This window comes from Amycolatopsis sp. VC5-11, assembly GCF_037034185.1.
Classification (GTDB): Bacteria; Actinomycetota; Actinomycetes; order Mycobacteriales; family Pseudonocardiaceae; genus Amycolatopsis; species Amycolatopsis nivea.
Genome location: NZ_JBAGKF010000004.1, coordinates 241,920 through 256,807 on the forward strand (window position 1 = coordinate 241,920; position 14,888 = coordinate 256,807).

General features: G+C 67.6%; 10 protein-coding genes and 1 tRNA gene. 3 read left to right on the forward strand and 8 right to left on the reverse strand.

Going from position 1 to position 14,888, the window contains the following annotated elements; genetic code table 11:
- Nucleotides 1–102: 102 nt before the first annotated feature.
- The 7 genes from WA670_RS15995 to WA670_RS16025 all read right to left on the reverse strand — a co-directional run bounded on the left by WA670_RS15995 (nt 103) and on the right by WA670_RS16025 (nt 7,464).
- Nucleotides 103–1,473, reverse strand: coding sequence for an ATP-grasp domain-containing protein (locus WA670_RS15995; protein ID WP_238608016.1), 1,371 nt, complete (start codon nt 1,471–1,473; stop codon nt 103–105).
- A gap of 69 nt (nt 1,474–1,542) precedes the next feature.
- Entirely contained in the window at nt 1,543–2,277 is a 735-nt protein-coding gene (fabG, locus tag WA670_RS16000; RefSeq protein WP_134732696.1) for a 3-oxoacyl-[acyl-carrier-protein] reductase, read from the reverse strand.
- The gene (locus WA670_RS16005) at nt 2,274–3,350 is read right to left on the reverse strand and encodes a beta-ketoacyl synthase N-terminal-like domain-containing protein (protein ID WP_336158143.1); all 1,077 of its coding nucleotides are present in this window, start codon (nt 3,348–3,350) and stop codon (nt 2,274–2,276) included. The genes fabG and WA670_RS16005 overlap by 4 nt, the downstream gene beginning before the upstream one ends.
- On the reverse strand, nt 3,347–4,600 hold the full coding sequence (locus WA670_RS16010; RefSeq protein ID WP_037812008.1) for a beta-ketoacyl-[acyl-carrier-protein] synthase family protein: 1,254 nt from the start codon (nt 4,598–4,600) through the stop codon (nt 3,347–3,349). Before WA670_RS16010 ends, WA670_RS16005 begins: the two co-directional genes overlap by 4 nt.
- Nucleotides 4,601–4,605: 5 nt before the next feature.
- The gene (locus WA670_RS16015) at nt 4,606–4,857 is read right to left on the reverse strand and encodes an acyl carrier protein (protein WP_037812007.1); all 252 of its coding nucleotides are present in this window, start codon (nt 4,855–4,857) and stop codon (nt 4,606–4,608) included.
- Nucleotides 4,858–5,030: 173 nt separating this feature from the next.
- Nucleotides 5,031–5,711, reverse strand: a complete 681-nt coding sequence (locus tag WA670_RS16020; protein ID WP_235147136.1) for an AfsR/SARP family transcriptional regulator — start codon at nt 5,709–5,711, stop codon at nt 5,031–5,033.
- 1,680 nt (nt 5,712–7,391) lie between these two features.
- Nucleotides 7,392–7,464, reverse strand: a tRNA-Ala gene (locus WA670_RS16025).
- A 910-nt stretch (nt 7,465–8,374) separates the two neighbouring features.
- Between WA670_RS16025 and WA670_RS16030 the strand changes: the two genes are divergently transcribed.
- The 3 genes from WA670_RS16030 (at nt 8,375) to WA670_RS16040 (ending at nt 13,167) form a co-directional block, all read left to right on the forward strand.
- Nucleotides 8,375–9,982 carry a coagulation factor 5/8 type domain-containing protein gene (locus tag WA670_RS16030; protein WP_205669943.1) on the forward strand — a complete coding sequence of 536 codons (1,608 nt, stop codon included), beginning with the start codon at nt 8,375–8,377 and terminating at the stop codon, nt 9,980–9,982.
- A 108-nt stretch (nt 9,983–10,090) separates the two neighbouring features.
- A complete protein-coding gene (locus WA670_RS16035; protein ID WP_037812004.1) occupies nt 10,091–11,743 on the forward strand; it encodes an FAD-dependent oxidoreductase in 1,653 nt (550 codons plus the stop codon).
- The gene (locus WA670_RS16040) at nt 11,740–13,167 is read left to right on the forward strand and encodes an ATP-binding protein (RefSeq protein ID WP_037812003.1); all 1,428 of its coding nucleotides are present in this window, start codon (nt 11,740–11,742) and stop codon (nt 13,165–13,167) included. The genes WA670_RS16035 and WA670_RS16040 overlap by 4 nt, the downstream gene beginning before the upstream one ends.
- 300 nt (nt 13,168–13,467) lie before the next feature.
- Here WA670_RS16040 and WA670_RS16045 read toward each other — a convergent pair whose 3' ends face one another.
- On the reverse strand, nt 13,468–14,781 hold the full coding sequence (locus WA670_RS16045; RefSeq protein WP_336158144.1) for a hypothetical protein: 1,314 nt from the start codon (nt 14,779–14,781) through the stop codon (nt 13,468–13,470).
- Nucleotides 14,782–14,888 lie beyond the last annotated feature (107 nt).

Sequence of the window (14,888 nt, forward strand, 5' to 3'; positions counted from 1 at the left end):
CTTCCTTATTCTTCGGCTGGGCGGAAACTGGGGCTGGTCCGGGCAGTCGCCGGGGTTCCCCGCGCGGACCTGCGGCCACGCCCCGGGTTCCCGGCATGGGGATCAGTCCTGCTGCAGGACGGCCAGCGCGCGTTCGACCCGCGCGTCGATCCGGTCGACCTCAGCGACCGAATCCCCGATGAGCACGCCGTAGAGGCGGCCGGCGAACGGCGCCCCGCCGGCGGTCTGCGCGCCGGCGTTGACGGTGGCGAAGTTGTTCACCAGCAGGCCGCTGCCCGCACCGTCGAAAAGCAGCTCGCCGAGCACGTCGCGGACCCGGTCGAAGCCGACGCTGGCGCCGAGCCGCAGCGAGTAGTGCCGGGCCATCGCGGTCTCGCCCGCGGTGACGAAGCGTTCCTGGATCGGCACCTGGTAGGTGGACATGTTGTTGCGGGCGTTGATTTCCAGCACCGGGAAGATGCCGCCGTCGGGTTCGACGATCGCGTCCACTCCCACGACGCCGTAGTAGCCGTCGGCGGCGAGCTGCCCGCCGAGCGCCTGCGCCGCGGACCGGATGGTCTCCAGCTGCGCCTCGTCCAGCCGCGGCGGGATCCGGTGTCCTTTGTGGACGCCGTTCTCGGTGATCAGCTCCTTGACGAAGTCGAAGTGCACCGACCCATCGCGGCTCACGGTGAACTGGTAGTTGAGGTCGGCGCGCTTGTCGACCCACTCCTCGATGACGAACGCGATCCGGTCCCGGCCGTTGCGGCGAGCGGTCGCGGAAATCATCCGGCGCAACCGGTCGAGCCGGCGTTCGTCGGAGACCACCGAGATTCCCTTGCCGGAAACCCCGAACGCCTCCTTGACGACGACCTTCCGTCCGGTGACGAGCACGGCCCCCGCCGCGGTGACGGCCTCGTCGAGCAGCTCGAGCGTGTCGCAGGCCCAGCCGTTCGGCTGCCGCAATCCGAGCTTCGTCGCGATCCGGCGGCTGTAGATCTTGCTGTTCACCGCCTTGCACCGAGCCGCGTCCGGAGCGGCCAGCGGCAACCCCGTCGCAGTGGACAGTTCTTCCTCCACCGCGGAGACACCGTGCGCGAGCAGATGCGCTTCGTCGGTGCGCAACGCGGAAAGCGCGGCGATCAGCCACGGATCGTGCAGCGCGTCCTGGCTGACCGTGCGCGCCGGATCCGGGTCCGCGATCACGTGGATCTGCGGCAGGTCGAGACCGAGGCCTTCCAGGTAGCTGTGGTAACCGGGGTCCGGCGCGTGCTTGAGCACCACGTGATCCCGCTTCCCGCCCAGCAGCAACGCGAACTCGTCCATGCTGTTGACGACCGCCATGCCGCCCGGGGCGGACACCCGGGGCAGCCCCTGCTCGTCGACCGCCCACTGCTCTTCGACCTCGAAGTTGCCGACGAACACTAGCGGGCGGTCGGCTGTGCCCAGAACCGCGGTCTTGAGCCGCGGGATGAAACCGTTGTCGGCGCTCATGACGTCCTTTCGCCAGCGCACGGATAGGACGCGGCACGCGCTGCCAGCGCTGCCGCGGGGAGAGAACAGCTAGACGACGAAGCCGCCGTCGACCTCGAAGACGCTGCCGGTGATGTAGGAAGCGCGGTCGGAAACCAGGAACGACACCAGGTCCGCGACTTCTTCCGGCGTGCCGAACCGGCGCAGCGGCACGGCCCGCAGCATCTTCTCGCGGGTCGCTTCGCTGAGCTTGCCGAGCATGTCGGTCTCGATCAGGCCCGGCGCGACGGAATTGACCCGCACCCCGTACCGGCCGACTTCCTTGGCCAGCGCCTTGGTGAAGCCGAGCACGCCGCTCTTGGCCGCCGAGTAGTTGGTCTGCGTCGGGTTGCCGTGCACGCCGGACACCGAGGACAGCGTCACGACGCTTCCGGCGCGGCGTTTGATCATCCGGAACACGGCGGGACGGCACGCGTGGAAAACACCGTCGAGGTTCGTGCGCAGGACACTCGACCAGTCCGGTTCGGACATCAGCGCGAGCGAACCGTCCCGGGTGATCCCGGCCGAGGTGACCAGCGCGTCCGGCGCGCCGAACTCGTCGGCCGTCCGCTCCACCCACGCCGTGACCGCCTCGCCGTCAGCGACGTCGACCTGGCTCGCTTCGACGCGCACGCCCAGGTCGAGGACTTCCTTGACGAGAATGTCCGCCGCAGTTTGGTTGCTGTGATAGCAGAACGCGACGTCGAACCCGTCCTGCGCCAGGCGGAGTACGACCGCCCGGCCGATCCCGCGGGAACCGCCGGTCACGAGCGCGGTTCTGCTCATCGCGCACCCCCGAGCTGCAGCAGCGCGCAGGCCACCGAACCGTCGTCATCGCAAGCGGTGACGACGATGTGGTCCTGTGCGCCGTGGTCTGCTCCGTCGGCGATGCTGAGCACCGACGCGAGGCCGAACAACGCGGTCGCCGCGGAGGTGTCGCCGATGAGATCCACCGGTGGCACACGATCGGTCACTTCGTCGCCGAACAACTGCCGCAACGTCGCGTCCTCGGGACGGTCCGCCCCCGCGGGGAAGCCGCTCCCGACTGCCGCCCACACGCGGTCCGCGTTGACGCCAGACCGGTTCAACAGCGAGGTCACGGTGGCGTGCAAGGTTCCGGCGAGGTCCCCGTCGAGGCAGATCCGCGAGTCGATGCCGGTCAGCGTCGCCAGCACGGTGCGCGGATCGGCCGAGTCCGCCGGTTCGAGCAGGAACATCGCACAGCCTTCGCCGAGCGTCGCCGCCCCGCCGCGCCGGTGGTGTTCAAGCCAGGACCGCGCGTCGGAATGCTCCTCGGCCGCACCGCACAACACCTGAGCCGCACGTTCGGTCATCAGCAGCCGGCGAGCGTAGTTCAACGCCTGCAACCCGGTGGTGCGCCCGGCGGCGATCGTCGCGTTGGGTCCCTTGAGCCCGTGCCAGATCGCGGCCTGCCCGGCCGCGCAGTTCATCACGGTGCCGGGAACCGCGGCGGGTTCGACGTGGTCGGGCTGCTCGCCGGTGATCGACGCGCGGGTCAGGTCCATCATGCTCTGCGCACTGCCGGTCGTGGTGCCGAGCACGAAACCGATGTGCTCGCGGTCGCCGTCGGGGGCCAGTTCCATGTCGGCGAGCAGCTGCTGCGCGGCCGCGACGGTCAACCCGCTGACCCGGTTCATCGCCCGGGTCTTCTTGCGCCCGAACATCTCGCGCACGTCGAAGCTGGGCACGACCGCCGCGGGATCACCCGGTCCGCCGGCTTCGAGGGCGGGCTCGCGCCGGGAGCGAACGCCGTCGGCGAACGCTTCCCGGCCGTAGCCGAAGGGGGAAATGGCGGTCCAGGCCGAGATGACCGGACGGCGCCGAGCCGGTGCGGTCACCGTACGGCCTCCTCTCGGGGTTGCCGCTCGTACCGGCCGAGCAGGACCACGGCGTTGTTGCCGCCGAAGGCCCAGCCGTTGTTCTGCACGATGTCGAGGTCGGCGTCGACGGATTCGTTGGGCACGCAGTCCACCGGGCAGTCCGGGTCGGTGTCGCGGTGGTTGATGGTGGGCGGGATGAACTGCTCGGTGAGCGCGATCGAACAGCCGATCGCGGCCAGCGCGCTCGCCGCGCCCATCGAGTGCCCCAGCATCGATTTCATCGACACGGTGCGCGGCGGCTTCGGCCCGAACAGGTCGCGGATTGCCGCGGATTCGGTCATGTCGTTGGCTTTGGTCCCGGTCCCGTGCGCGGAGATCAGGTCGATCTCGGCGGGTTTGACCCCGGCGTCGGCCAGCGCGAGCTCCATGCAGCGGGCGATCCCGGCCTGATGCGGCGCCACCGGATGGTGCGCGTCGCAGGACATGCCGTACCCCAGCACTTCCGCGTAGATCCGCGCCCCGCGGGCGAGCGCGGAGTCGAGGCTCTCCAGCAGAAGAATGCCCGCGCCCTCGCCGGTGAGGATGCCCATCCGGTTGCGGTCGAACGGACGGCAGCAGTCCGGCGCGATGCTGCGCAACCGGTAGAACGAGGTGAACGTCTTGCGGCACAGCGCATCCGCGCCGCCACAGAGAGCGAACTCGGCGTCCCCGCACCGGATCGCGTCGAGCGAGTTGCCGATGGCGTAGTTCCCCGCCGAGCACGCCGTCGCGATGGTCCCGGTCTCGACGTCGGTCAGTTCCAGCTCACGCGCGATCGACGTGGCCAGCCGACCCGCGGAAGTCCGGCGCACCAGCTTCGGGTCAAGCCCGGCCAGCCCGGCGGAGAGTTCCTGCGCCACCAGACCGTCGAGTTCGTGCGCCTCGCCGTCGGTGCTGCCCACCGAGACGAGCGTGCGCGCGGCGCGCAGGGTTTCCAGCGGCAGCCCCGAATCCTCGACGGCGAGGCGGGCGGCCGCGGTGGAAAACCGGCTCGCCCGGCCGAGATCGGCGGGGTCGAGCGTGCGGATCCACCGGGCAGGCTCGAAGTCGGCGACCTCGCAGCCGTTGTCGTGGGCGAACCCGGTGGTGTCGAACACCGAGATCGGCCGGACGTTGCTGCGCCCGGCGCGCAGGGCGGAGGTGAACTCCCGGACCCCGATCCCGATGCTCGACACGACACCGCATCCGGTGATGACCACCCGGCGTCCGATACTGGTCGGCTGCGACATGTCGGCTACCAGCTCGCGGATTCCGAGACGACCTCGTACACCGCGCGCAGGTTGGTCATCCGGGCGAACTGCGCCTGGTCGATCGTGACGCCGAACTTCTTCTCCAGCGCGGCCAGCACGTCCATCAGCGACAGCGAATCCGCCTCGTGGTCGTCGGCGAAATCGCTGGTTTCGGTGAGCTCCGCGTCGTCGAGCTCGAGATGCGTGCAGACGATCTCGCGGATCTGCTGCATGCGTTCGGAGACGGCTGTCGTCATGGGGGTCACTCCCGATCGTCAGGGACCGTTACAAGGGATTCGGCCCCGAAAACTAGCGGCGAGCGGTGACACCCTTCTGACAGCGCCCTGACGCGAAGTCCCCCGTAGGCGCGGTGTCAGCAGGCGGTCATCGGGGACTGCCATGCTGACCCGGTGGAAGCGAAAACGACGGTTCAGTCGAGAACCTGGTCCTGCATCAGGATGGACTGGTACAGCCGGCGCAGCCCCGGCCCGGGCTCCAGTCCGAGTTCGGCGCCCAGCCACTTCCGGGTGCTGTGGAAGACCGAGACCGCCTCGCCCTGCCTGCCGTCGCGGTAAAGCGAGATCATCAGGTACTCGCTGAGCCGCTCGCGCGCCGGGTTCTCCGCGACGAGTTGTTTCAGGTCGTGGGAAAGCCCATGATGCTCGCCGACCTGAAGCCGCGCGGAGATCAGGTCCTCCTGCACGGTGAGCCGCCGCTCGTTCAGTTGCTCGGCAGCCAACCGGCAGCGAGTGCAATCGGCCACGTCGAGCAACGCCGGCCCCCGCCAGAGCCGCAACGCTTGCTCGAAGACCGTGATGGCTCCCCGCGGATCCTGCCCGAGCAACGCGGCCCCACGCTGTGCCAAGGCAGAAAACCGATGCGCGTCGACGGCCTCGGCAGGCACGGTCATCAGGTACCCGCTGCTGACCGTCCGGACCACCTCCCGCTCGCCGGTCACGGTGAACACGAGCTTCCGCAACCGCGCGATATTGGCCTGCAACGCATTGCGCACGTTGGAGACCGGTTTGTCGGCCCACAGTTCGTCCGCGAGCGTGTCCAGGGACAACGGAACCCCCGGCGACAAGGCCAGCAACGCCAGCACAGTCCGCACCTTTCGCGACGCGACTCCGTGTCTGCGGCCGGCTTGCCTGAGCGTGACCGATCCCAATAGCTCAATTTCCATATCTACCCCTGAGAAAAATAGCCCGCCTCAAGTGACCCCACGCACCGAGCTGTCGGCCGAGCCGAGCATGTCAGACATTGAAAAGTCGGTCTACCTCCGATTGGGGTAATGAGTTGGCGTCATGCGCGACAGTTTCCCGTCGGTAATACGAAGCCCGTTCCCATTTGTCGCCCCCGACCTCCCGATGGTGGTGCTGGCACCAGGTGCGACAGTGGTGTTACCTCCACCAGGGGACCCTTCTCCGGCGAATACCTTGTCGTACTCGCCGGTACGGTGTTGAATCAATTATCGTGGCCGGGGCGGAGCCGCATTTTCCGACATGGGGTGAGTTCTATTTGCAGTTCCGGGCAACATTTCTGCCCGTTGCCGCAGCGACGGCGAATGGTTATTTATTAGCGGGCCGGCGACGCAGAGTGTTTCTGTTGTTCCCCAGAGTCGCACCAAGGCATTCGACACCATGAACGCCGCGGCTCGCTTCTCGACTGCTGGGACAATTTGCGCCAGTGTGCAATCGACGCCATCGGCTGGTCGAGTTCGCAACAGAGAATTTTGCGAACTTCCACACTTTCGACGGCTTCCCGCCCGCCTCAGCGCGCGGCCACCCTCACCGTCCTTGTCCGCGCTCCCGGCCTCGCCGCTAACCGGGCCCTGGCTCCGACGAGCTCGCGAACCACCGCCCCGATCTCGTCGCTCCCCGCGCCGTTGGAGCGACCCAGCCCGTGCGAGCCAAACCGGGCTCCCAAGACGATCACCGTTTCCCCGCCCCGTCGCCCTCAGTACTGACTTCCACGCGGCCTACCGCCGCCTACCGGAGACGACCTCTCCACGCGAAAACGCGACCCCGCAACGGACTCCGCCGACCACCCCCCACGCCGCCGCGGCCGGATGACGCCCACCCGTCGACGCTCCGCATCGCGCCCCAGCACCGCCAGCCAACTCTCGGCGTTAGACCCCAAACGGCACAAATCGGAGCCCCGAGCATGCGTTCCCTCACCCCGGCTTCCTCGACGACCGCGGTCGAGCCCAAGAACCCAACGCCGCCCGCGTACCACCACCTAGCCCAAGACGATCCCCGTGAGTCCCGTACTCCCGCCCGACGCTCCCGCTGCGCCATGCGAGCTGACGCCTTCGGTCAAGGCCGCAACCGGCTCCCGCCCGAATGCGCCAGTCACGCTTGGAGCTCTTGACCGAGCCTCCGCCCTGCCAGAAGAACCGGGCATCTGCCCGAGACGCGGCAGCCCGCGTCCAAGCCGCAGCGAGCCCGCTAGCCGCCGCAGCAATCAGTACGAGCTACCCGCCCGCAACTGCCGCCAGAGGGCCACCCCCGTGCACTGCGGTCACCTGCTTCAGAACAATGCGGTTGGACGAGATCGCTGTGTCGCCGCATGAACCGCTCCGACACCGGGCACCCGCCCGCGCCCGCCCATTCGCAACAGCTGCCAGCGAACCTTCCCAGCCCGACCACCGAGCTTCCGACGCCAAGCCGCAGGCCGGTAGCGCTAACCCATAGCCATCGACCAGGCTGGCCGCATCGAATCATGCCCCGGGCATGCAAAAAACCCTCCAGCCAACCTGAACTGCGTGGCCGAAGGGTTCCTGTGCAACTTGTGGAGCTAAGGGGACTCGAACCCCTGACCCCCTCACTGCCAGTGAGGTGCGCTACCAGCTGCGCCATAGCCCCGAAGCAGAGGTGAACTCCGCATCTCGTATGGACATACAGTACACCCCGCCTTCGGTCCCTTCGTCAGGGGGTCGGTTACGCGCCGCGGCCGCGCCGGAATGGCGTGCCAAGCTGGCCCAACCTGCCTCTCTGCGACCTGTTCCGAGCGCATTAGTGCAGGTCGACTGCCCTATCTGACTTTTCTTCAGGTTTGCGTTGAAGGTCAGTGTGCCCGCGATTACATTCCTCCGCAGTCGCGACGTCGAGCCGACCCTCGCCACGAGGCGAACCCCACCTCCGGCCGAGGTCGCCCAGCGGTCCCGTCTCGGCAAGGGAGGTGACGATGAACCCCGAATCACGGAGAGTGGCCGCGCTAGCGCCGACCCCTCCGAGTCCGGCGGACTACCCCTGCGGCCGGAACAGCGGAACACTGTCCCGCCAGTCCCTCGAGACCAACGCTGATGCCTGGCGCGCCCAGCCAGGGGCGGCGAACGCCCGGCGAACTGCTGCTCGTCCGCCCGTCCCGCTGGCCCGCCCGTACACCGTCACCGGAACAAACGCGCACGATTGGCACTTCCACCTCACCCACAAGGGCGATGCAGAGACGTCCACCCACCCCTCCTGGCACCCCGCGTTGGAACACGAGAGCACCTCGGGAACCCACGACACCGCAGCCCCGCCGCGGCTGCCGTCCACCGAGCCTGACCCGCAATGGCCAGCGCATCCGACTGCTGCAGTTGTCGATCTTGCCTCCGGCCGAGACCGCGACCCGCACCCGGCCGGACTGGCTGCTGGTCACGAGAAGCCGTGGCAGCACGGCCGTCATGACGCCGCCAACCGGTCGTTCACACTGATCTCCGTGGGTGGCACTACTTCTCCGCCGCCGGGACAAGTGGACCTGGGGCCGAACGTCGTCGTTTTCGATCCGTCGATGCCGAGCGCGAGCATCCAGCGCAAGCTCGACGCGATCTTCGCGGAGCAGGAGAAGAACCAGTTCGGCAGTCAGCGCTACGCCGTGCTGTTCAAACCTGGCACGTACTCCAACGACGTGAACGTCGGCTTCTACACGCAAATCCTCGGACTAGGCAGCACGCCCGACGCCGTGACGATCAACGGTGCGGTGCACGTGGACGCGGACTGGTTTCCCCCGAACAACGCGACCCAGAACTTCTGGCGCGGCGCGGAAAACCTGTCCGTGAACCCCGTCGGGGGCGCGGACCAATGGGCCGTATCGCAAGCGAGCCCGTACCGGCGCATGCACGTCCGCGGCGACCTCCGCCTCGACGACGGCGGGGGCTGGTCCAGCGGGGGCTGGATCTCGGACACGAAGATCGACGGGCAGATCCGTTCCGGGTCACAGCAGCAATGGATCTCGCGCGATTCGCACTTCGGCGGCTGGACCGGCTCTACTTGGAACATGGTGTTCGTCGGCGTGGACGGCGCTCCCGCCGGCACCTTCCCGGACCCGCCGTACACGACGATCGACCAGGCCCCGATCGTCCGCGAGAAGCCGTGCCTCCAGGTTGACGAGTCCGGTCACTACCGGGTGTTCGTGCCCGCCCTGCGAAACAACACCTCCGGCGTCACCTGGGAACACGACAGCGCACCAGGCGTTTCGCTGCCGATCGACCAGTTCTTCATCACGAAGCCGGGCGCTACCGCGTCCGAGATGAACGAGGCTCTGACGGCGGGCAAGAACCTGCTGATCACCCCAGGCGTGTACCGCCTTGATCAGCCTCTTCACGTGACTCGTCCGGACACCGTCGTCCTCGGCCTTGGCATCGCGACCTTGATCCCGGACGGCGGGATCACTGCGATCAACGTCGACGACGTGGACGGAGTGAAGATCGCCGGCTTGCTGATCGACGCCGGAACGACCTCGTCGGCCACGCTCATGCAGGTCGGCGATCCCGAGTCGAACGCGGACCACTCGGCGAACCCGACCTCGCTGCACGACGTGTTCTTCCGCGTCGGCGGCGCTGCCGCGGGCAAAGCGCATACCAGCCTCGTAATCAACAGCAACGACGTGATCGGCGACCACCTGTGGCTCTGGCGAGCCGACCACGGCGCCGACGACAGTCACGTCGGCTGGAACTCCAACACCGCCGATACCGGCCTGGTGGTGAACGGCAACGACGTGACCGTCTACGGGCTGTTCGTCGAGCACTTTCAGAAGACGCAGGTGACCTGGAACGGAAACGGCGGGCGCACCTACTTCTTCCAGAACGAGATGCCCTACGACGTCCCCGACCAGGCAGCCTGGATGAACGGCGGGAGCGCGGGCTACGCCGCGTACCAGGTCGCCCCGGATGTGACCAGCCACGAAGCCTGGGGTCTCGGCAGCTACTGCTTCTTCGACACGAACCCGTCGGTGTCCTGCTCGCACGCCTTCGCCGCTCCGGTCGCGCCTGACGTGCGGTTCCACGGCATGGTGACGGTTTCGCTCAACCACCAGGGAACGATCACCCACGTGATCAACGACCTCGGTGCGAGCACCCCGTCGGGGACGAAGCCGGTGAACTTGGTGCGCTATCCATAGCCGCCACCTGAACAACCGGTGCCCGCCGCGGTGGCGGCCGCGACGGGCACCGGTCCCTGGTTCTGTCGTTTGCCACGGCAGCCGACGGGACACCGTAGGCTGTGCCGTGTGAGCCAGCCGATCCTGATGACCGTCGACGACGACCCCGCCGTTTCGCGGTCGGTGGCGCGCGACCTGCGTCGCCGCTACGGCAAGGACTACCGCGTCATCCGTGCCGATTCGGGCGCCGACGCCCTCGACGCACTTCGCGAGATCAAGCTGCGCGGCGACGCCGTCGCGGCGATCCTCGCCGACTACCGCATGCCGCACATGGACGGCATCGTCTTCCTGGAGAAGGCGATGGACCTCTTCCCGAACGCCCGGCGCGCGCTGCTGACGGCCTACGCCGACACTGACGCCGCGATCCAGGCGATCAACGTGGTCGACGTCGACCACTACCTGCTCAAGCCCTGGGACCCGCCCGAGGAGAAGCTGTACCCGGTCATCGACTCGCTGGTCGAGACCTGGCTCGCGGTCGGGGATCGTCCGGTGGAAGAGACGAAGCTGATCGGGCACCGGTACTCGGCGCCGTCGTTCCGGATGCGCGACTTCCTGGCTCGCAACGCCGTCCCGTACCGCTGGTACTCGGTCGACGACGAAGAAGCCGGCCGCATCCTCCAAGCCGCCGGCGCGTGCGAGACCGACATCCCGGTCGTGGTGACGCCGGACGGCACGGTGCTGAAACAGCCATCGGGAAGCGAGATCGCCGATGCGGTGGGCCTTTCTACGCAGCCCGCGCAGGACTTCTACGACCTGGTGGTGATCGGCGGCGGTCCGGCCGGACTCGGTGCCGCCGTTTACGGCGCTTCCGAAGGACTGCGGACCGTGCTGGTCGAGCGCAAGGCCACCGGCGGCCAGGCCGGAACCAGCTCCAGGATCGAGAACTACCTTGGCTTCCCGGACGGAGTGTCGGGCGCGCAGCTCACGGATCGAGCCCGCCGCCAGGCGCAGAAGTTCGGCGCTGAAGTGCTTACGGCTCGCGATGTCGTGGGTCTGGAGGCGCGCGGCTCGAGCCGGGTCGTGACCTTCGGCGACGGATCCGAGATCGCCGCGCACTCCGTGATCCTTTCCAGCGGCGTCAACTACCGAGCGCTGGAAGCCGAGGGAATCGCGGAGCTGACCGGCCGGGGCGTCTACTACGGCTCCGCTGCGACGGAAGCACCTGAGTGCTCGAACGATCACGTGTACATCGTCGGCGGCGCGAACTCCGCCGGTCAGGCGGCTGTGTTCTTCGCCCAGCACGCCACCGACGTGACGCTGCTGGTGCGCGGCGCGTCGCTTGAGTCGTCGATGTCGCACTACCTCATCGAGCAGATCGCTGCCATCGAGAACGTCCACGTTCGCACGCACACCACGGTGGTCAAAGCGCATGGGGACGATCACCTCGAGTCCATCACGGTCTGCAAAGACGGCGTGACCGAGAAACTGGACACGGAACACCTCTTCATCTTCATCGGAGCCGCTCCGCGCACGGAGTGGCTGGGAAAGAGCGTCCTCCGGGACGCCCACGGATTCGTCCGGACCGGCCCAGACCTCGTGGAGGACGGACGCAGGCCGCCGGGATGGAGCCTGGACCGCGATCCGCATTACCTGGAGTCGTCAGTGCCCGGCGTGTTCGTGGCCGGAGACGTGCGCTCGCAGTCGGTGAAACGCGTGGCGTCCGCCGTCGGCGAGGGCGCCATGGCCGTGACCCTGGTCCACCGTTACTTGGAGGAACAGTGACTCAGCCCGCCTTGTCGCGCGAGGAACTGCGCGGACTGTTCTTGTTCGAACATCTCTCCGACGCGCAACTCGACTGGATCGAGCAGAACGCGGTGCGCGAGGAGTTCAAGGCCGACTCCGTGGTGATCCGCGAAGGCGACCCGGCCACGTGCTTCTACGTCCTGCTCAACGGCGCGCTGCGGATGACCCGCGTGGTGGCCGGCGCCGAGGTCGAGATGAAGCGGTCCGATCAACGCGGTTCCTACTGCGGCGCAACGCAATTCTTGGCCTACCAGGACAGCGAAGCCACCTACGGCGCGACGATCTACGCCGTCAGCGATCTGACCTTCCTCACGCTTCCCGCCGCGGAGTTCGCCGTCGAATTCCGGCAATGGTTCCCGATGGCGGCGCACTTGCTGGAGGGTATGTACCTCGGCTGGCGCAATACCGACGCGCTGGTGTCGTCGCGCCGCAGGCTCGTCGCCCTCGGCGAGTTGTCCGCGGGGCTCATGCACGAACTCAACAACCCGGCCGCAGCTGCGGTGCGGGCCACGGCCGCGCTGCGCGAGCGAGTCGCCGGCATGCGGCACAAACTCGCGATCCTGGCGAAGAAAGACATCGACCCGAACCTGCTCGAGTTGCTCCTCGACGTGCAGGAACGCTTGGTGAAACAGGTCGGCGACGCACCCAAGCTCTCCGCGATGCAGCAAGCCGACCGCGAGGACGAGATCGGCGACTGGTTCGACGACCACGGCATCGACCAGGGCTGGGACCTCGCCAGCATCTTCGTCGCTGCCGGACTCACGCCGACGAACCTCGACCACGTGCTGGAATCGGTAGGCGAAGGACTGCTCGACGGCGCGATCCGCTGGCTCGCGTACGCGCTCGAAACCGAGATGCTGATGGGCGAGATCGAGGACTCGACCAGCCGGGTGTCCACGCTCGTGGGCGCGGCGAAGCAGTACTCGCAAATGGATCGCGCCCCGCACCAATTCATCGACGTCCACGAAGGACTCAACTCCACGCTGGTGATGATGTCGGGCAAGCTCGGCGAGGGCATCCGCGTGGTCAAGGAATACGACTGCTCGATCGACCGGGTTCCTGCCTACGCCGCCGAACTGAACCAGGTGTGGACCAACATCATCGACAACGCCGTCGGCGCCATGGGCGGCGAGGGAACGCTGACCCTGCGCACGTGGCAGGTCGGCAAACAGGTGCGCGTCGAGATCGGCGACACCGGCCCGGGGATCCCGGAAGAGGTGCGCCAGCGCATCTTCGAGCCGTTCTTCACGACCAAAGGCGTGGGCGAAGGCACCGGTCTCGGGCTGGACATCTCGTGGCGGATCGTCGTGGAACGGCACTCGGGCGACATCAAAGTGACGTCGGAACCGGGTGACACGCGGTTCGAGGTCTGCCTTCCCGTGGAGGAGCAAGCGTCGCTCTGAACGCGCGGTTGCCCGCGGATGCCCGTCATGAGGCTGGGATCTTCGGGTTCTTCGGAGCAGTTCTGCGGTGGTTGTCATCGGCGGTATCCCCTCGGAGCGAACTGACGGCTCGATTCCGAGGTTAGCCGACCGCACCGACAGGATTTCGGGCTGTTTTCGAGTTTCCCTTGTGCGCCAACGGTTTTCGATCTTTCCCTGATCGGGTGATGATTGGGAACGCATGTTCGAGCACTCTGGAACACGGCAGCGCCGCGCCCATTGCTCGGACCCGCAGGGGGTCCGGTGGGCGCCGCCGCCGGTTCAGGGGAGGGACCGTGATCCGAATCCGGGAAGTGTCAGTGTCATTGCCGCTGTCGTCAGCCAGGTCAGCAGGTCCGGCAACGGAATCCGGGCGAGCCGTCCAGGCCATTCGTCGGCTGCGATCGTCAGTGCGAGCTCGTCTTCGCCAGGCCGGATTCCGGTCAGGCGCAAGCCTTTCGGCAGATCCGGCAGGGGAAGCACGATCGGCTGGATCCGCTTCGGCGGCCGCCTCGTCCACCGTCCGAGGCAGAGCGAGATCGGGGTCAGCGCTATTGCTTCGTCTTCGATGTCTGCGGCGAGAGTCAAATATCCCCAGCGCGGACGTTTCCGCCAGCGCACTCGGAACCCTTCCGGATGCGGTGTCGCGATCAGGTCCGGACGTGCCGCGGCGACCCGATCCCGCACCACGGTTCCGCTCACTTCTATCTCGAGTTCGACAGATCCGGGAATCGCCGCTGGCGAAGGCAATCCTCGAAGCCGCACGTCCTTGGCGAGCACGGTCACGCGCCGCAACGGAATGCGTTCGACGTCTGGCTGCGCAGGCGGTCCGACAGTTGGCCGCGTTTCAGGACCGGCTTCGCGAGCGGCGGGCGCCCGTCCGGAGCTGCGTCGAGAAGTCGGTCGCTCGGATTCGTGCGGTCCCACGTTTGCTGCGTCAGGTCCCCAGATGGGTTTCCATGCTGCGGCACCTGGTGTGGCTTCCGCGATTCGGCGATCGCCTTGCGCCTGAACAGAATCCGACGATGCCGTGTTCTCTCGTGGACCGGATGAGCGTGCGTCAGTTCGGCCGTCGGCGGGCCGCGCGAGGTGAGCAGGCGCAAGCCCAGCCGCATCTGGCGGGCCGTCCGTCTTGTGCGTTTCGCCGACGGGGGTGCCCGTCGCAGCAGGCATGCCGGACGCGTCCGCGGTGGTCGGGTCCTTCGTTTCACCACGCGCGTTCGACGCTGCTGAGGCCGCTGCAGTTCGAGACGAGCGGGCAGTGCCGGCAAGGCTGCCAGCGCCGTGCGCAACGGGGGCCGCCGAGCTGTTCGGAACGGGCCAGTCGACATCTTCCGCGACGATGCGGACGTCTCCCACCCGACCGGTGGCCAGACGAAGCGAGTCCGCTGGATAGTCGAGTTCGGTGAGAGTCAGGCCGACCTCGTGGCCTTGCACTGTGGTCGTAAGGCGACGGCCCACCAGTTGCTCGGTGACGGTTCGGGCGAGCGCGGCCGGGGTCGCGGGCACTGTGGGCAGCAGTGCCCGGCCCGCGGCTGCCAGGCCCGACAGTTCGGGCCAGGGCACCCAGGCATCGAACCATCGGCCTTCGCTCATTCGGCCATCGTATGGCTGTCCCGAGAAGACCGCTCCTCGCTGTGGCATGAGCCGCGTAACGGACGGCAAGGGGCCGATCACTCAAGCCACCGGAGCAGTCAGCAGCC